17 protein-coding genes and 1 pseudogene are annotated in these 18,180 nt (G+C 64.8%); 12 read left to right on the forward strand and 6 right to left on the reverse strand.

Features of this window, described 5'->3' with window-relative positions:
- Positions 1–68 precede the first annotated feature (68 nt).
- Complete coding sequence (locus SPHN_RS00170) at positions 69–3,485, forward strand: amidohydrolase family protein (RefSeq protein ID WP_248520462.1); 3,417 nt, start codon at positions 69–71, stop codon at positions 3,483–3,485.
- 522 nt (positions 3,486–4,007) lie between these two features.
- Here the strand turns inward: SPHN_RS00170 and SPHN_RS00175 are convergent.
- Positions 4,008–5,273 carry a LytR/AlgR family response regulator transcription factor gene (locus SPHN_RS00175; RefSeq protein ID WP_248520463.1) on the reverse strand — a complete coding sequence of 422 codons (1,266 nt, stop codon included), beginning with the start codon at positions 5,271–5,273 and terminating at the stop codon, positions 4,008–4,010.
- A 328-nt stretch (positions 5,274–5,601) separates the two neighbouring features.
- Between SPHN_RS00175 and SPHN_RS00180 the strand changes: the two genes are divergently transcribed.
- Together SPHN_RS00180 and SPHN_RS00185 are read left to right on the forward strand one after the other, a co-directional pair.
- Positions 5,602–6,834 carry an acetamidase/formamidase family protein gene (locus SPHN_RS00180; protein WP_248520464.1) on the forward strand — a complete coding sequence of 411 codons (1,233 nt, stop codon included), beginning with the start codon at positions 5,602–5,604 and terminating at the stop codon, positions 6,832–6,834.
- Positions 6,835–7,163: 329 nt separating this feature from the next.
- A complete protein-coding gene (locus tag SPHN_RS00185; protein ID WP_248520465.1) occupies positions 7,164–7,538 on the forward strand; it encodes an alginate export family protein in 375 nt (124 codons plus the stop codon).
- 42 nt (positions 7,539–7,580) lie between these two features.
- Here the strand turns inward: SPHN_RS00185 and SPHN_RS00190 are convergent, their stop codons facing one another.
- The 3 genes from SPHN_RS00190 to SPHN_RS00200 all read right to left on the reverse strand — a co-directional run bounded on the left by SPHN_RS00190 (position 7,581) and on the right by SPHN_RS00200 (position 9,290).
- Positions 7,581–8,132 carry a DsrE family protein gene (locus SPHN_RS00190; RefSeq protein ID WP_432715034.1) on the reverse strand — a complete coding sequence of 184 codons (552 nt, stop codon included), beginning with the start codon at positions 8,130–8,132 and terminating at the stop codon, positions 7,581–7,583.
- Positions 8,133–8,226: 94 nt separating this feature from the next.
- Entirely contained in the window at positions 8,227–8,628 is a 402-nt protein-coding gene (locus SPHN_RS00195) for an ArsR/SmtB family transcription factor (RefSeq protein ID WP_248520466.1), read from the reverse strand.
- Complete coding sequence (locus SPHN_RS00200; RefSeq protein WP_248520467.1) at positions 8,625–9,290, reverse strand: peroxiredoxin; 666 nt, start codon at positions 9,288–9,290, stop codon at positions 8,625–8,627. The genes SPHN_RS00195 and SPHN_RS00200 overlap by 4 nt, the downstream gene beginning before the upstream one ends.
- A gap of 89 nt (positions 9,291–9,379) precedes the next feature.
- On the opposite strand from SPHN_RS00200, the gene SPHN_RS00205 reads away from it, so the two are divergent.
- From SPHN_RS00205 to SPHN_RS00250, 9 genes are all read left to right on the forward strand, one after another.
- On the forward strand, positions 9,380–10,300 hold the full coding sequence (locus SPHN_RS00205; protein ID WP_248520468.1) for an MBL fold metallo-hydrolase: 921 nt from the start codon (positions 9,380–9,382) through the stop codon (positions 10,298–10,300).
- Positions 10,300–10,737, forward strand: a complete 438-nt coding sequence (locus SPHN_RS00210) for a YeeE/YedE family protein (protein ID WP_248520469.1) — start codon at positions 10,300–10,302, stop codon at positions 10,735–10,737. The genes SPHN_RS00205 and SPHN_RS00210 overlap by 1 nt, the downstream gene beginning before the upstream one ends.
- A complete protein-coding gene (locus tag SPHN_RS00215) occupies positions 10,737–11,189 on the forward strand; it encodes a DUF6691 family protein (RefSeq protein WP_248521420.1) in 453 nt (150 codons plus the stop codon). Before SPHN_RS00210 ends, SPHN_RS00215 begins: the two co-directional genes overlap by 1 nt.
- Positions 11,182–11,832 carry a peroxiredoxin gene (locus SPHN_RS00220; protein WP_248520470.1) on the forward strand — a complete coding sequence of 217 codons (651 nt, stop codon included), beginning with the start codon at positions 11,182–11,184 and terminating at the stop codon, positions 11,830–11,832. Before SPHN_RS00215 ends, SPHN_RS00220 begins: the two co-directional genes overlap by 8 nt.
- A 55-nt stretch (positions 11,833–11,887) precedes the next feature.
- A complete protein-coding gene (locus SPHN_RS00225; protein ID WP_248520471.1) occupies positions 11,888–13,546 on the forward strand; it encodes a bifunctional protein tyrosine phosphatase family protein/NAD(P)/FAD-dependent oxidoreductase in 1,659 nt (552 codons plus the stop codon).
- Positions 13,547–13,575: 29 nt separating this feature from the next.
- Complete coding sequence (locus tag SPHN_RS00230) at positions 13,576–14,352, forward strand: sulfite exporter TauE/SafE family protein (protein ID WP_248520472.1); 777 nt, start codon at positions 13,576–13,578, stop codon at positions 14,350–14,352.
- Entirely contained in the window at positions 14,349–15,167 is an 819-nt protein-coding gene (locus SPHN_RS00235; protein WP_248520473.1) for a prolipoprotein diacylglyceryl transferase family protein, read from the forward strand. Before SPHN_RS00230 ends, SPHN_RS00235 begins: the two co-directional genes overlap by 4 nt.
- A 294-nt stretch (positions 15,168–15,461) precedes the next feature.
- The gene (locus tag SPHN_RS00245; RefSeq protein WP_248520474.1) at positions 15,462–15,818 is read left to right on the forward strand and encodes a DsbA family protein; all 357 of its coding nucleotides are present in this window, start codon (positions 15,462–15,464) and stop codon (positions 15,816–15,818) included.
- 341 nt (positions 15,819–16,159) lie between these two features.
- On the forward strand, positions 16,160–16,585 hold the full coding sequence (locus SPHN_RS00250; RefSeq protein WP_248520475.1) for a fasciclin domain-containing protein: 426 nt from the start codon (positions 16,160–16,162) through the stop codon (positions 16,583–16,585).
- A 175-nt stretch (positions 16,586–16,760) separates the two neighbouring features.
- Here SPHN_RS00250 and SPHN_RS00255 read toward each other — a convergent pair whose 3' ends face one another.
- Positions 16,761–17,009, reverse strand: a complete 249-nt coding sequence (locus SPHN_RS00255; RefSeq protein ID WP_248520476.1) for a hypothetical protein — start codon at positions 17,007–17,009, stop codon at positions 16,761–16,763.
- A gap of 233 nt (positions 17,010–17,242) precedes the next feature.
- A pseudogene (locus tag SPHN_RS00260) lies at positions 17,243–18,071 on the reverse strand (efflux RND transporter permease subunit); the annotation flags it as partial.
- Positions 18,072–18,180 lie beyond the last annotated feature (109 nt).

Consider the following 18,180-nt stretch of genomic DNA (forward strand, 5'->3'; position numbering starts at 1 on the left):
CTCGATCTTTGCGGGTGACCGCGGCGGCGGATCGGCTAAGCTAGCTTGCAACAGGAGATCCGCGTACCGTGAAGCACACATATATCACTCTTGCCTTCTGCCTGTTGGCCGCGCAGCTTTCGGCCCAGAGCGTGCCGCCGCCAGTGAACAGGCCGGTCGAGCAGACGCAGGGGCCGGAGGACAAGGCGACCGCGCCGGTCCCGGAGCAGACCGGCACGTTGCCCCCGCCAACGACGCCGCCCGTCGCGCCCCTCGCGCCCGTCGTGGTCGCCACGCCGAAGAAGCCGCCTGTCTGGGACGTCAGCAATCCACGTGGCCTGAAGACGCGCGAAGTTCCGATCCGGGTCGACGAAGGCAGCTGGATGAACGTCGACGTCTCGCCCGACGGCGGCATGCTCGCCTTCGATCTGCTTGGCGACATCTATACGATGCCGATCGCGGGTGGCACGCCGAAGCGTATCGCCGACGGCCTGGCGTTCGAGCATCAGCCGCGCTTCTCGCCCGACGGGCGGCGGATCGCCTTCACCTCGGATCGCGGCGGCGGCGACAATATCTGGGTGATGAACGCCGATGGCAGCGACAAGCGTCAGGTGACCAAGGAAGATTTCCGTCTCCTTAATCAGCCAAGCTGGAGTGCGGACGGGCGCTTCATTGCCGCCAAGAAGCATTTCACTACCGGGCGGTCGCTCGGCACCGGCGAAATCTGGTTGTATCACGTGTCGGGCGGCGGCGGTGTTCAGCTTGTCAAGCGCGCCAGCGAAGTGCTGCAAAAGGAGCTGGGGGAGCCGATCTACGCCCGCGACGGCAAGAGCATCTATTACACGCGCAACGTGTCGCCCGGCCCGATCTTCGAATATGCGCAGAATTCGCGCACCGATCTGTTCGATATCGAGCGTTACGACGTGGATTCGGGCGAGGTGACCAGCGTTATCTCCGGCGTCGGCGGATCGGTACGCCCCACGCCAAGCCGCGACGGCAAACGGATCGCGTTCGTACGGCGCGATAACAACGTCACCAAATTGTGGGTCAAGGATCTAGCCAGCGGCGTCGAGCGTATCGTGTACGGCCCGCTCGATCGCGACGTGCAGGAAACCTGGGCGGTGACCGGCGTATATCCCGAGATGGCCTGGACGTCCGGCGATAAGGAGATCGTGTTCTGGGCCGGCGGCAAATTGCGCCACGTGAACCCCGACGACGGCAGCGGCGCGGTGATCCCGTTCCGCATCGACGATACGCGCGTTATCGTCGATGCGGTGCACCCGCAGATCGAGGTCGCACCCGATACGTTCGCGACCAAAATGCCACGTTGGGCCAGCGTCTCGCCCGACGGCCGCACCGTGGTGTTCGAAACGCTCGGTAAATTGTGGACCAGGCCGATAGCGGGCGGCACGCCGACCCGGCTGACGCGCGGGCAGGAGGAAATGGAGCTGTTCCCGAGCTGGTCGCGCGATGGGCGCCAGATCGTGTTCGTCGGCTGGAGCGATGCGGGGCTCGGCCAGGTCCGCACCGTCGCGGCCAGCGGCGGAGCGCCCCGTACCGTCACAACGGCCGCCGGGCATTACCGCATCCCGCGTTTCTCGCCCGACGGCCGGACGATCGTGTTCGAACAGGGCGAAGGCGGCCGGCTGACGTCCGCGCGTGGCAATCCTGGCGTCGGGGCGTACCGCGTCGCGACGACCGGCGGCGCGCCGGTACGCATCGCCAAGGACGCCGCGTCGCCACAATTCGGTGCGAGCGGCGACCGCGTGTTCTTGATCGTCAGCGAAAAGGACAAGCGACAGCTGATCAGCACCGGGCTCGACGGGCAGGATCGCCGCGTTCATGCCGAGGGCGAGCTGGTTAACGACTATCAAGTGTCACCCGCGGGCGACTACATTGCCTTTCGGCAGAATTACGAAGCGTTCGTGATGCCGCTGATGCCGGGCAAGCAGGCAGTGACGGCCGACGGATCAGCCAAGTCCGGGGCGTTGCCGATCACCCGCGTCAGCGGCGACGGCGCCGACTTCATCAATTGGTCGAACGACGGCAAGGCGATGCACTGGAGCGCCGGTCCGACGCTATACACCGCGCAGACCAGCGCCCTGTTCCGCGATGCGCCGGCGGGCGAGGATGCGCCGAAGTTCGCCGCACCCCGCACCGGCGTATCGCTGTCGATGCCGGTGACTGCTGCCAAGGCCACGGGCACGGTCGCCCTTACCGGTGCGCGCGTCATCACGATGGCCTCAAAGGATGGCGGGATAATCGACGACGCTACGATCCTGATCCGGGGCGACCGCGTCGCCGCGATCGGCCCTCGCGGCTCGGTCGCGGTGCCCGCAGGCGCCAAGACCGTTGAACTCGCCGGCAAGACGATCATCCCGGGGCTCGTCGATGCGCACGCGCATGGACCGCAGGGTGAAGACGAACTGGTGCCGCAGCAGAACTGGTCGGCGATGGCCAATCTCGCACTCGGCACGACGACAATTCATGATCCCTCGTCCCGCTCGGCCGAAGTGTTCCCGGCGGCGGAAATGCAGCAGTCCGGTATGCTGCTCGCGCCGCGTACCTTCTCGACCGGGGAGATCATCTACGGTGCCAAGGCACCCGACGTGTACGCGCAGATCGAAACGTACGAGGATGCGCTCGCCGTCGTCCGTCGCCTCAAGGCGCAAGGCGCGCACAGTGTGAAGAACTACAACCAGCCGCGCCGCGAACAGCGTCAGATGGTCGTCGCCGCCGCTCAGGCCGAGAATATGGAGGTCGTTCCCGAGGGCGGATCGCTGTTCACGTTGGACATGAGCCTGGTGCAGGACGGCAATTCCACCGTTGAGCACAACGTGCCGCTGGAGCATTTCTACGCCGATGTCGTGAGTTTATGGTCGCAATCGACCGTCGGCTACACGCCCACCTTGGTCGTCGCCTATGGCGGGCCGGCGGGCGATCCCTACTGGCGGGCGCATAGTGACGTCTGGCGGCATCCCTTGCTCAGCCGCCACGCGCCGCCAGCTTTGCTCGCCGCGCAGAACGCACGGCGCGAAATTGCGCCGGAGGAGGATTATGTTGACGGCGCGACCGCACGCGAAGCGAAGAAGCTTGCCGACAAGGGCGTGCCAGTGGCGATCGGCGCGCACGGGCAGCAGCCGGGGCTTGGCGCCCATTGGGAACTATGGAGCTTCGTGCGCGGCGGCTTCACGCCGCTCGAGGCGCTCCGTGCCGGCACGATCGAATCGGCGCGCTCGCTGGGGTACAACAAGGATGTCGGCTCCCTTGAAGTAGGCAAGCTCGCCGATCTAGTCGTTCTCGATGCCGATCCAAGCGTCGATATCCGCAACAGCGACAAGGTGTCGCAAGTGATGCTTGGCGGGCGGCTGTACGATGCGGCGACGCTGAATGAGGTCGTCACCGGCGCGCGTAAGCGTTTACCCTATTGGTGGGAAGGCGCGGGTGCGGGCACGGACACCGGCGTGAAGATCACTGTCGGCCATGGCTTCGGCGACGTTGACTGAGCGGCGATCCGCCATACCCGTAAACTTCACGCCTCTCGGCCTTAAGCGTTCTTTCCCTCTCCCATCGGGAGAGGGAAGACATGTCGTATGCCAACGGCGGCAATGTCCGAACCCCAGTCGTTCCGAGCGGCTGGCTGAGCTTCTCGGGCAGTCTATATCCAGATGATCGATCGGCTGATTCCGGGAAGCGTCCAAGCGACGTTTAGCGTTCACTTGTGGGTCTGGCCGCCGCTGCGGCTACGGCGAAAGTCGACCAAAACTAGGCATTCCCAGATGACGTGGAACGACCGTGTTTTCCAAGACCAGCCATCGCTAGGCAAACGGATCGCCTTTCGGTTCTGCGACAATAGCGGACATTCGCACCTATGGTTGCCGATACCGTAAACGCACATCGTGACGCAGGTCGCTGACACCTGGGGTGCCGCGCAAGACCGTGGCACGGCCAGCAGCATTAAGATCGACCTGTCTGACACCAGCGGCTTACTTGAAATGAATCCAGGGTTGGGAGTTGAGCCGAGGGAGCTACCCAATGGTAAATGCGCGCAAATCGGCGGCGTAGGTGCGCCCGACCGGCAGGGTTGTTCCTCCGGAGAGTTTGGCCACGCGACCGCCCGGTCCGGGCCGAGTGCCGGACAAATGCCGGACATTGATGGCGTGGCTGCGATGAATACGGATGAAATCCGAGGGCAGAAGCGCCAAGGCGGTCTTGAGCGTCATGGTCACCATGATCTCCCGTCCATCAGTCAGATAGATGGTGCAGTAATCGTCATCCGCCTTCAGGAAGGTAATCTTCGAAGGAAGTATGATGTGGTGGCGCGCGCCATCGCGCAGGGTGACGGTTGGCTCACTGGCAGGAACAGGAGAGTCGCTCGCCTCGGCCGGCCGCAGTACCGCTGCTAGACTGAGCGCAATCGCGGCTCCGGCAGCCGTAACGTAGTAGACGGTATCGAGAAAGTCAGGGCCGGCGCGATAGGCCCATACGGCAAGCGACACGGCCGCAATGAACAGCGCCGCCGCCCTGCGATCGCGTCGCATAGTTGCCGGTGCTGCTCCTGCCGCGGCGGCAAGCAGCGCGACAACGAACACAGCCAGTGCCTGACGATCGAGACCAGGTAAGATCAGACAAGCGACCGCCATCGCCACCGCTGCGCCGCTGCTCATCGCCCGGGACCGGGACGGCAGGAAGGCGCGACAGGTCAGGATGACAAGAAGCAGGCCCACGCCCGCTGTCAGGCCGGTCAGGGCGGTCAGGCGTGCGAGATGCCACGGGTAGGTGTAGGGGACCGCGATCTTGCTGACTTCGATCAGTCCCTGCACGACGATCAGCGCTAGGATCGTCATGGCCGGCAGTACCATCCTGCCGATCCGCCCTAGGAACAGCAACGCCCCCAATAGTAGGAGCGCGCACGCAGGCACGACGAGCGTCGTCAACGTGGGTAGGTAATGGCGTAGTGTGTAAGCGTCTGCATCACGCGGCTGACCAATCATCAGCCGGTGGATCGGCTGGCCGACCGGAAACCAGAGGTGATGCGCCGATAGGATGATCGTCACGCGGTTGTCACCGGCACGGACGAGGCGTGGGGGGACAGGTATGCTGACGGTGTAAAGGCCCGGTGCCTCCGATGCCCGGTCTACGCCAGGTACTCCGTTGCGGCCGATCAATATTCCATTCCAGCGCACTTCGGCGCTCGCCATCGCATCGATATCGACGGCAAGCGGCGCATCGGCCTCATCAGGCGAGATAAACACGACTGTAGACAGAGTCGTGACCGGCATCGTCGGCGTCATATGCTCCGGCACGACTGGATGGCAGAGCGAGGGCCGGCCGGGATTGCACTGCTCCCATCGTACGGCAGGCATCGCCCAAGCTGGCAGCGCGACAGACATGGCCATAAGCAGGCAAAGGATACGAAACGCCGTCATCCCGCCGGGCTACCATGAAAGCGGCGGTCGTTCACCGATCAGGCTCGGCGTTCACCGATTGACGGTTCCGCCGCAGGGGCCGCGGACGGTAGCTTGAGCCGGTCACCCATCCTTGCGAGTATCCTTCACCATGTCCTCATTCCGCCGTCTTGTCCTGATCCTATCTGCGTGCGCTCCGATTCTGGTCGTGCCTGTGGCGGCAGCCGAAACCTGGATCGTCCGCACCGACCTGTGGGGCAATCCCGCCTTTTCGACACTCATGCTGGAACACGGCGACAAGGGTGTGACCGGCGATATCGACGGCGACAGGATCGAGGGGGGCATGACCCGCGACGGGATGACACTGACCGCCATCGACGGGCAGGGCCGCTCATCCACCTATGCGGTGCGACTGCGGGGGAGCGAGCTTACTGGCACGGCCGACCTGCCGGACACCAATGATCCCGCCGCCCGAGCGGCGCATGCGGTAACGGGATGGCGTGTACCGGATAGCAGCGGTGGACCGCGCACGATCGATTTCATCCCGACCGACTATTCCAACACCTGGAACGCCGATCGTCGCCCGGTCCTCGTCGTGCGGCCGGGCGACACGATCCACACGACCACGATCGACTCCGGCGGCGTGGACGAGCATGGCAAGACCCGCGCGCTGTTCGGCAATCCACAGACTGGACCGTTTTTCATCGCGGGCGCGCAGCAGGGGGACACGCTGGTCGTACATATCCGCCGGTTGAAGCTTAACCGCGACTGGGCAGACAGTTTGGATACGGTGGTCGGGCGTGCCTTGGGCAGTTCGCTGGTTTCGGAAGCGACCAACCTCGGCAAGCCAGTCAAATGGCTGCTCGACCGCAAGGCCGGTTGTGCGCGCCCGGTAGAGGCCGAGGGGGCACTTGCCGGCTATTCGGTGCCGGTAAAGCCGATGCTTGGTGGCCTGGCGGTCGCTCCCGGGTTCGGGATGCCGGCGATCTCGACCGGCGACACCGGACGGTTCGGCGGCAATATGGATTTCAACGAGGTCGTGGAGGGCAGCACCGTCTATCTGCCCGTCCAGCAACCGGGCGCATTGCTCTATTTCGGCGATGCGCATGCGCTTCAGGGCGACGGCGAGACCACGCAATACGCGCTTGAGACATCGATGGACGTGACCATCACGGTCGATGTCATCAAGGGCCACGCCGTGCCGATGCCGCGCGTCGAATCCCCGACGCAGATCATGGTGCTGGGACAGGCCGGCTCTCTCGACGAGGCACTTAAGCTTGCCAGCACCGGTATGATCCAGTGGTTGCAGGAGGACTACGGCCTGACGCTGTCGCAAACGGCGCAGGTGCTTGGCACGGCGATGCACTATAGCGTTCCCAACCTTGCCGGGCGCAGCGTCGGTGTCGCCGCCCGGATCGACAAGGGGCTGTTGCCGGCAAAGCGATGATCGATCGACTCGTTCCGAGGAAATTGGTTCAGATGTCGGAGCCAGAGCCAGCAGCTTTCTGCGATGAGCGCGCGGTCGTTCTCGTCGACGACGACCATCGCGACGGTTGGGAGCGGCGAGTATTCCTCCGGGAACGAGAAGTGGAGGACGGTCCGGTTCGAGCGGCGGATCCAGTCGAGTTTAGCAGGTCGAGCATGTCGATGGAGCTGCCGACTATGATCGCGAGGGTGCGATTGCGCTCGTCCGCTCGTCCGGGCTGGGCGATGAGAAGGTAAGCGGCCAGTTGCTGCGAGGTACGTTCGGTCAGCGAACGGGTGGGCTGTGATCCCTTGAAGATCGATACGCTGTACGGTGCCCGTCGTTTCGAACTCGGTCCGACCGAGCTGTTCGGCGCGGTGGATCGCTCGAACCTTGTCTCTCTAGGCGTCGGCGTGAAGGCATCGCCCACCAAGCGGCTGTCGCTGATGAGCGACTATTGGCTGTTCCGGTTGGCAAGCGCCTTCGATCGGTTCAGCAACAGCGACGTTCAGGACGAAGCCGGTCGCGCCGGGCGCCGTGCGGGGCAGCAGGTGCAGGCCCAGCTCGAATACGACCTCTTCCCGCAGTCGTCGCGCTGGACATCGGCTCTGCGCGACTGTTCAAGGGGCGCTTCTTCCGCGACGCGCCGAGTGCATCGCCATGCCTCGATGATGTCCTCGTTCTGACGGGGCTTGGCCTGGGAATCCTTGTCCGTATCGCGCCGTGCGTCAGTCCGGGATCAGCGCGTAGCCGCGCAATTGCAGAGTGGCCAAGGTGGTCAGCGCGGAATCATCGACGACGACGTCCTTGACGATCTGCTCCGGGGTTATGCTGTTTCCGATCATCGCCTGGCTGCAGACTTGGACCGAAACGCCCGCAGTCTGCAGGGCGGCGATGAGCGCGATATTCGGATTCTCGGCGACCTTGGTCCGCGCGGCATAGGGGGCGTTCTGAAGGATCAGTGGGGTCGCAGGGCCGTGGATGATCGCGACGATGTCACCCCGCGCAGGACGAACCTTGTCGGCCCCTAGCAGATTGACGAACCGCGCGACCTTCTCGAGGCTCGGGTTGAGCTTGTCCGGCGATGGGGCCGCCTTGGTGATGTTGAACAACACCCGGTAGCGCAGTTTGGGATCAGGGCGCTCGGCCGCATCCGGCATGGGAACGATCCCGCCGAAGCGCGGAATGACCGGATAAACGGGAGCGGTGGAAGCCCCAGCTACGCCGGCGGTCATCATTGCCGTCGCAGCCAGCAGCAAGGCACATACGGTTCTCGGCATGATCGGTCTCCATCTGGATCAATGGGCATGGCATAGTCCGACGCGAGTGGCCGCACGGTCTTGCCCGAAGTTGGTGAACGGCGATTGCGCCAGCTTAGCCGACACGCGCGAACACGGCCGCGACACTCGGCTTGGGAGCAGGTGTCGGTGACGGCTCGGTCGCCCCGGTGACGCGTTCCAAGGCGGTCGCCACGGACTCGCCACTGCCAAACATCGCCTCAATCGCGCGGACGCAAAGCGTCACGTCGTCATCGGCCAGTCGGTAGAAAACCTGTTTCGCCGCGCGGCGCATCACGACGAGATCTGCCTTTCGCAATTCGGCAAGCTGCTGGCTGAGGGCCGGCTGGACGATCCCCGTCGAACGTTCGAGCTCGGCGACGATCTGCTCGCCGTCGAGCAGGCGGGACAGGATCATGAGCCGCTGCGGCTGCGCATAGGTTTTGAGGCGGTCGGCCGCGGCATTGGCACGCTCGCGGGACTGATAGATCGCCGTCATCGATCGGGCTGGGTCTGATGAAACCAGCCCGCGGGAGCATCGTCGCCGATCGCCGTCTCCGCGGTCTGGGCAGGGGGGACCAGCACATCGTCGCCAGGTTGCCAGCCGGCAGGGGTGAGGACGCTGCCGTCGGCGGCGCGCTTCAGCGCGGCGAGCATGCGGACCATCTCGTCGATCGAGCGGCCGATTGTCATCGGATACCAGGTGACGCCGCGGATGACGCCTTCGGGGTCGATGAAGTATGTTGCGCGCACCGCGGACGCATCGGCGGCATCGTCGTCGATCATGCCATAAGCGCGACCGACCGCCATCGATGGGTCCTCGATGACCGGGAAGCGGATTTCGACGCCGAACAGCTCTCGGATCGCGCGCAGCCATGCGATGTGCGAATACAGGCTGTCCACCGAAAGCCCGAGCAGGACAGCGTCCAGTGCCTCGAACTGCGGCATCGCCTTGGCCAGCGCGATGAATTCGCTCGTGCAGACCGGCGTGAAGTCGGCCGGATGCGAGAAGAACACCACCCAGCGACCGCGATACTGGTCGAGGCTCACCTCGCCACGCGTCGTGCGGGCGTGAAAGTTCGGCGCGGTGTCGCCGATCCGCAGCGGTCGCGGTCCCGTAGCGCCAGCAAGCGCTGCTTCTGCGTTTTGTATCATCGCCATCTGATTGCCTCGACACGCTTTCACACGCAACGTACATACGTAAATACCGATGTATTGTAAGTCTGAAAGTATAACTGTATATGAGCGTCATGACCGACCCGATTCTCGCCGCTGCCGCATCGCAAGTGTCCATCGCTCAGGCGGGGCCCAAACTCGTCGTTCGCAGCTTCTTCGACGAGCCCACCAACACCGCGAGCTACGTCGCGCACGATCCGACGACGCTGCGTGCGGCGATCATCGACAGCGTGCTCGATTTCGATGCGGCCGCGGGCCGGACGGATACCGCCTCCGCCGACGCCATCATCGCGTATGTGCGAGGGGAGGGGCTGACGATCGACTGGCTGCTCGAGACACACGCCCATGCCGACCATCTTTCGGCGGCACCCTATCTGCAAAAGGCGCTGGGCGGCACGCTCGCCATCGGCCGCGACATCCTGCGGGTGCAGGACGTGTTCGGCAAGATCTTCAACGCCGGTACCGAATTCGCCCGCGACGGCTCGGAGTTCGACCGGCTGTTCGACGACGGCGATGCATTCGCGATCGGTTCGATACCGGCGATCGCGCTCCACGTACCTGGGCACACCCCGGCCGACATGGCCTATGTCATCGGCGAGGCGGTGTTCACCGGCGATACGCTGTTCATGCCCGACTATGGGTCGGCACGCGCCGATTTTCCGGGCGGCGATGCGCGGCAGCTCTACCGCTCGATCCGGCGGCTGCTGACCCTTCCTGCCGAAACACGACTGTTCCTGTGCCACGACTACAAAGCGCCTGGACGTGACCGCTATGTCTGGGAGACCACTGTCGGTGCGCAGCGTATCGGCAACGTCCATGTTCATGACGGTGTCGAAGAGGACGCGTTCGTCGCGATGCGGACGGCTCGCGACGCGACCTTGGGGATGCCGAAGCTGATCCTGCCGTCGATCCAGGTCAACATGCGCGGCGGCCACTTGCCCGAGCCCGAGGCGAACGGCACGCGCTACCTCCAGATCCCGCTGAACGTCCTGTGATGAACTGGACGGGCGCCATGCCGCTTGCCGGGTTGACCGGCGGCCTGCTGATCGGCCTTGCCGGCGCGATCATACTGCTGGGACTGGGCCGGATCGCCGGGGTCAGCGGCATGGTCGCGCGCGCGACGGGTATCGCATCCGGCGGGACGCCATGGCCGATCGCCAGTGCGTTCATCCTCGGTTTGCCACTCGGAGCCTTGCTGGTGGCATTTGCCTTCGGACCGATAGCCACCCGGTTTCCGACGTCCGTCACGGCCCTCGTGCTTGGCGGCCTGATCGTGGGGTTCGGCACGCGTATGGGTAGCGGATGCACCAGCGGTCACGGTGTCTGCGGCCTGTCGCGCCTCTCGCCGCGGTCGATCGTGGCGACCGCCAGCTTCATGGCCGCAGGGTTTGCCACGGTGGCGGCGATGCGCGCGTTGGGGGTGACGTCGTGATGCGCCGCGTCCTGATCGCTCTGCTGGCCGGGGTGCTGTTCGGTGCGGGCCTCGCGCATTCGGGCATGTCCGACCCCGCTCGGGTCCGCGCGTTCCTCGACCTGTTCGGCGGCGCGTGGGACCCGACCCTGGCTTTCGTAATGGTCGGCGCCATCCTGCCGATGGCGGTCGCGTGGAGGATCCGTCGGCGGCTCGACGCGCCGATCGCCGACACATCCTTCGTCCTGCCAGCCACGACCGGGATCACGCGCTCCCTTATCGGCGGGTCGGTGTTGTTCGGCATCGGCTGGGGCATCGCCGGGCTTTGCCCCGGGCCCGCCATCGCCGACCTCGTCATCGCCCCCGTTCCGGCAGCGATCTTCGTCGCCGCAATGCTCGGCGGCATGATCCTGCACCGCCTGCTGCTTGCCCCCCCGGCAAAGCAGCCTCACCTGGAGACGCCTCATGTCTGATACATTTACGGTCGGCCTGCCGCGCATCAATGCGCCCGCACCGGGCTTCTCCGCCAAGACGACGCACGGCGATCGCACGCTCGCCGATTACAAGGGCAAGTGGCTCGTACTGTTCTCGCACCCGTCGGACTTCACGCCCGTCTGCACCACCGAGTTCATCGGTTTCGCCGGGGTCGCGGCCGAGCTGAAGGCGAGGAATTGCGAGCTGCTCGGGCTCTCGATCGACAGCATATATTCGCATATCGCCTGGACCCGGAACATCGCAGAGAAGTTCGGCGTCGAAATCCCCTTTCCGATCATCGAAGACCTGAAAATGGAAGTCGCGCGGGCCTATGGCATGATCCACGAGGGCGCGAGCGACACGTCGGCCGTGCGCGCGACCTTCGTGATCGACCCCGAAGGCGTGCTGCGCGCGATGCTCTATTATCCGATGAGCAACGGTCGCTCGATCCCCGAGATCGTCCGCCTTGTTACCGCGATGCAGGCAAGCGATGCCAACGGCGTCGCGACGCCCGCCGGATGGCAGCCGGGCGAGGACGCCATCGTGCCGCCGCCCAAGACGATCGCCGCAGCCGCCGGCCGCGAGGGCGAAGGCTTCGCGTACACCGACTGGTATTTCTCGAAGCGCCCGCTCGCCGCCTGACTTCGTCTCCGGCGCGCGCGTTGCGTTCCGGAGCGCCCCCTCGAGGACGATCCGCATGACCATCAAGCCGCTTACCCTCGCATTGTCGGTATCGCCCCAGCTGACCGAGGCGGATATCGCCCAGGCAGCGCGGGACGGGATTCGCGCCATCATCGACAACCGGCCGGATGGCGAGGAGCCGGGGCAAGTATCCGCCGACGCCATGGAACGGCTTGCAGCGGCGCACGGCATGGCGTTTGCGCATGTGCCGGTCGTGCCGGGAAAGATCGGCGATGAGGATGTCGCGCGCATGGCCGATGCGCTGTCGCGGCTCGACGCTCCGGTCCTCGCCTATTGCCGCACCGGCACGCGCTCGGCGTCGCTTTGGGCGCTCTCGCAAGCCGGGGCGCTGCCTGCGGATACGATCCTCAGGACGGCGAGCGACGCCGGCTATGACCTGACGGCGCTTCGTCCCCGACTTGAAACAACCGTGGCAATTCCGGAAGGAGCGGGACCGTCGCGGGCCGATGTCGTCATCGTCGGCGGTGGCTCGGCAGGGCTGGCGACGGCGGCATCGCTGCGCGAGCGTAACCGCTCGCTCGACATCGTCGTCATCGAGCCGCGCACCGAGCATGACTATCAGCCGGGCTGGACGATGGTCGGCGGCGGCGTGTTCGATGCCAAGGATACGCGGCGGCCCGAGGCGAGCGTCATGCCCGCCGGCGTGCGCTGGATCAAAGGCGCGGTCGCCAGCTTCGAGCCCGAGCGCAATACCGTGACACTGGAAGACGGCTCCACCGTCGGATACCGCGCGCTCGTCGTCGCACCGGGGATCGCACTCGACTGGGCCGGGGTGGATGGGCTCGTCGAGACGCTCGGGCGCAACGGCGTCACGTCCAACTATAGTTACGAAACCGCACCCTATACGTGGGAACTGGTTCAGTCCCTGAGGGGCGGTACCGCGCTGTTCTCCCAGCCGCCGATGCCGATCAAGTGCGCCGGCGCGCCACAGAAGGCGATGTACCTGTCGTGCGATCATTGGCAGCGGCAGGGCGTGCTCAAGGACATCGACGTGCAGTTTCACAACGCCGGGGGCGTATTGTTCGGCGTAAAGGAGTTCGTCCCGCCGCTGATGGCCTATGTCGACCGCTACGGTATCGACCTCCAGTTCGAGTCCACCCTGGTTGCGGTCGACGGATCTGACCGAACCGCCACCTTCAGCGAGAAGGGCGGAGAGATCACCAGGTCGTTCGACATGATCCACGTCACGCCGCCCCAGAAGGCACCGGCATTCATCGCGCACAGCCCTCTCGCCAACGACGCGGGGTATGTGGATGTCGATCAGACGACCCTGCAACACATTCGCTACGCCAACGTGTTCGGTCTGGGTGATGGCGGATCGACGCCCAACGCGAAGACCATGGCCGCCGCGCGCAAGCAGGCGCCGATCGTTGCCGAAAATCTGCTGTCGATGCTCGCCGGCAAGGCGCCGATGGCGCTCTATGACGGCTATGGCTCATGTCCGCTGACGGTCGAGCGCGGCAAGATCCTGCTCGCCGAGTTCGGTTACGGCGGAAAGCTGCTGCCGAGTTTTCCGACGTGGATCATCGAGGGCACCAAGCCGCAGCGGCTGTCCTGGCTGCTGAAGTCCGAAGGCCTGCCATGGATCTACTGGAACGGCATGCTCAAGGGCCGCGAGTGGATGGCGCATCCCGAGCATCGCCAAGCCGCCTGAGCCAACTCCGCCGACCAAGGTCCGTTTTCATGCTCGATACCATCCAATACCTGCTGGGCGCAGTGTCCGGCGGCCTGGTCGGCTTCACGCTTGGCCTCGTCGGCGGGGGCGGCTCGATCCTCGCCGTGCCGCTGATGGTCTATCTCGTCGGCGTCACCAATCCGCACGTGGCGATCGGGACGAGCGCGCTCGCGGTCGCAGCGAATGCGGCGACGGGCCTGCTCAGCCATGCGCGGGCCGGCACCGTCAAATGGCGCTGCGGGCTGATGTATGCGGGGGCAGGCGTGCTCGGGGCCTTTGCGGGATCGTCGGCGGGCAAGGCCGTCGATGGCCAGCATCTGCTGTTCCTATTCGCCATCGTCATGGTCGCGGTCGGCATCCTGATGCTGCGCGGCCGGCGCAACCTCGGTGTCGAGGGCGCTGCCTGCAATCGCGCAAACGCCCCGAAAGTGCTAGGCTTCGGGCTTGGTACAGGAATTTTCTCGGGCTTTTTCGGCATCGGCGGCGGATTTCTGATCGTGCCCGGACTGATCGCATCGACCAGGATGCCGATGATCAACGCGGTCGGAACATCGCTGGTCGCCGTCGCGGCGTTCGGGCTGGCGACTGCGACCAACTATGCGCTATCCGGTCTCGTCGACTGGCCGCTCGCGGGTGTCTTCATCGCTGGTGGTGTCGTCGGCGGCATGGTCGGGACGGTCGTTGCCAAGCGCCTCTCCGGCCGCGGGACGCTCACGACCGTCTTCGCGATCCTGATCTTCGTCGTTGCAGCCTATATGCTGTGGAAGAGCGCGGCCGCGCTGTGACGATCGGCAATACCGTCGCCCTCGGTCCGCTGGTGCTGTCGACCGACCGATTGCTCGCGCTGCTCGCGATCGCGGTTTTTATCGGCCTGGTGTCGTTTCTGACGCGAAAATCGTCCCGGCCGACGTCGAACGCGGCCACGGCGGCGGTCGTGGCGGGCTTGGTCATGGGACGCATTGGCTATGTCGCCATGCACATCCCTAGCTACAGCGATGATCCGCTGTCGGCGCTCGCGATCTGGCAGGGTGGATTTTCCGTGATTGCGGGCATCGTCGGGGCGGCGTTGGTTCTCGTCGCCACGCTCCGCCGTTCCGCCGCGCTCTATCGATCGCTGGCGAGCCTGGGTATCGCCGTCATGGTCTGGGCAGCGGCTGCGCATCTGCTTGTCGAAGATACCGCCATCCCTCTGCCCAAGGGGCTTGTCGCGTACACAATCGATGGACAGCCGGTTGCTATCGATAGCTTTCGGGGAAAGCCGTTCGTCATCAATATGTGGGCGACCTGGTGCGGACCGTGCCAGCGCGAGATGCCGATGCTGGTGCGGGCCGCGGCGGCACGTCCCGCAGTGCCGGTTCTGTTCATCGATCAAGGCGAGACGCCGGACGTCGTAAAGGCTTTCCTGGCCACGAAGCGACTGACATCGCCGCATCTGCTGGTCGATCGTAGCCAGGATTTCAGCCGCGCTGCTGGTTCGGGAGCCCTGCCGACCACCCTGTTCGTCGCCGGGGACGGCATGATACGCGAGAGCCATGCCGGAGAGATTTCGCGTGCTGCACTCGAAGACGGTATCGACGACATTCTGGAGACCAATCAATGAACTGCATTCGCCCCTCCGTGGCGACGCTCGCAGTGCTCGCGATCACCGGCCTCGGCATAGGGGCCACGGACGCGCTGACCCCACCGGCGGTCGCCGCAACGATCATCAAGTCGGCGATCCTGGAAGATCCGGTTGCCCCAAAAGTCGCGCCCAAAGGCTATGACATCACGATCGTCCAGTTCGCGGACTATAATTGCGGCTATTGCCGGCGCATGCATTCCGTGGTTGCGGCCCTGATCTCCTCTGATCCGAAAATCCGGCTGGTCTATCGGGACTGGCCAATTTTTTGGGCCCGTGTCGGTCGAAGCCGCGCGCGCCGCCATCGCCAGCCAATGGCAGGGCAAGCACGAAGCCTTCAACGCAGCACTGTATGCAGGGGCAGGAAAACTAGATTCTTCCGCGATCAGGACCGCCGCAAATCGGGCAGGCGTGAACTGGCCCCGGCTGCAAGCCGATCTTGTAAAACACAAGGCTGAAATCGACGCCCTGCTCGCGCGGACCAACGAGCAGGCCCCGGCAATCGGCCTGCAAGGCACCCCGGCGTTCATCATCGGCGCCTATCTCGCGCCCGGCGCGCTCGACCTTGCGACCCTGCGCAAGGCTGTCGCGGAAGCACGCCGTAATCCGGATGGTCCGGCCAAGGCGCCATGATCCACGGCAACAACCCGCTCTCGCAAACGGCCCGGTTTGGAAAAGAGTGATAAAGGCAGAATCTCCCTTCGTATTCTTGATTCTCCTAGATCTGCATCATCGAAAAGCTGCAACTCTCTTTCAGTTCGCGGCTCGCACCTGGTGTCGGGGACGTCGATTTCCATACGACCAAAAGGTCATATCGCGCATCGGTCTGCCGGGTGGAAAGAGGGGCGTGCCGGACAACGACGTGGCGCGGCGACTTCCGATCCCAGGCTCCGAACCGAGGCCGCGGCGGATCGTGGCGCGGGTCGGAAGCTTGGCAAACGCGCTATTTTTTGCTCTGATCTAGGATCGAAAAGATGACCGATACCAAGCATGATATTGTTGATACCGCCGTCGCTGCGGGTTCGTTCACGACGCTCGTTGCCGCGGTCGGCGCCGCAGGGCTGGTCGACACACTGAAGGGCGCGGGGCCATTCACGGTCTTCGCGCCGTCCGACGCCGCGTTCGCAGCACTTCCGGGCGGCACTGTCGACGATCTGGTCAAGCCTGAGAACAAGGACAAGCTGACGAAGATCCTCCTCCTCCACGTACTGCCAGGTACGGTGATGGCGGCGGACGTGACCGGCAAAGTGCTCGACCCGGCAACCGCGGGCGGCGCCAATGTCCACGTCGATGGCACTGACGGCGTGACTGTGAACGGCGCCAAGGTGGTGACTTCCGACATCGCCTGCACCAACGGCGTTATCCACGTGATTGACACGGTGCTGCTGCCGACCGGCTAAGGCCTTTGAAATCCGACACCGGGGCGGCATCGTCCCGGTGCCGTCGGTTGAAGATAAGCCTGCGGGCTGTGACCGACGGTGACGTAACCGACCCGATCAACTTTCCCCGTTTGCCTGCTGACCTCGGCCAGTGGGTGAATGGGGATTGCTCGCTTTTTGCTTTTCCCGCCGGTAGTTACCGGCCAACTTTCAGCGATAACGACGCTAGTTCACCATCGCGATCATTGCGAACCGGCTTCATCAGGCCGTCCTTCACGCTCGCCTGCGCGCCTTGCTCGGCACATGCGTTTCCAACGAGAACGATCGCGCCAGCGCCCTCATCGAAGCCTGCTTTGGCGACGGATTGAACACTTGGGTCGTGATCATCAACCTGGGTATGGAACTGAGGTTCAATCCGGCACACTTCGCGATCGTCCTCGGCCAAGAGGCTAGGTTCGGTTTGTCCGGAAATCGGTGCTGGCGCATCATGCTGGGGCGTTACAGCCTGCTGGTCTGACGGTCGAGGGTTGGGCTTACTCTCCATAGTGCAGCCCATACCCAAGTGATTTGGGCGTGCTCCATGTCCCTTCAGCGCCCATGGCGACGATTATGAGCGATGTTGACCGCCGCCGGGAGGCATGCCGCCGCTCGCTGAGGAAGAACGACTGAGGAGTATTTGAGAACGGCGACCCCCGATAGCGCGATGAAGCCGACCGCGGACGAGCCCGAGAACGGCATGCCGCGCAGCACGAGTGCGAGTACGCCGCCGACCAGCGCGAGCGGTACGCCGGTGAAGACGATCACCGCGTCGCGCAACGAGCCGAGCGCGCCGTACAGCAGCAGCATGATGACCGCGAAGCAGACCGGTACGACGAGGAACAGCCGATCGTTCGCGGACGCCAGGGTCTCGAACTGCCCGCCCCATTCGACATAAATGCCGGGCGGCATCTTCACCTGCGCGTCGATCGCGGCGCGCGCGTCGGCGACGACACTGGCGACGTCGCGGTCGCGCACGTTGGCCTGGACGACAACGCGCCGCTTGCGGTTCTCGCGGCTGATCTGGTTGGGGCGGTCGACTACCGCGATATCGGCGACCGTCGATAGCGGCGCGAAGCCGCCGGCGGACGTCGGCACGGGTACCTGCGCCACTTGGGTCAGGTCGGACCGCGCCGCTTCGGACAGGCGGATTACGACGGGGAAGCGGCGGTCGCCCTCGAAGATCAGACCGGCTTCGCGCCCGCCGATCGCGGCGGCCACCATGTCCTGCACGTCGCCGGCTGTGACGCCGATCCGCGACATCGCCATGCGGTTCGGGTGGATGTCGAGCATCGGCAGGCCCTCCGTCTGCTCGACGCGAACGTCGACGGCGCCGCGTGTATTGCCCAGGATCTTGGCGATGCGGTCGGCGGCGGCGTTCATGCCCCCGAAGTCGTCGCCGAGCACTTTGACGGCAACGTCGCCGCGCACGTCGGCTAAAGCGCATCTGGATCGGCTGGGTGATCTCGTACTCATGCCGGGCATCGAAGCCGGCTTTGGCACGCGCGAGGCGTTTCCGGCCGACCCGGCGCGCGATACAAAGCCGCGCATGATCGAGCCGCTCCGCAACATGGCCCCGC

It is taken from the genome of Sphingomonas faeni (assembly GCF_023195535.1).
Lineage (GTDB): Bacteria > Pseudomonadota > Alphaproteobacteria > Sphingomonadales > Sphingomonadaceae > Sphingomonas > Sphingomonas faeni_B.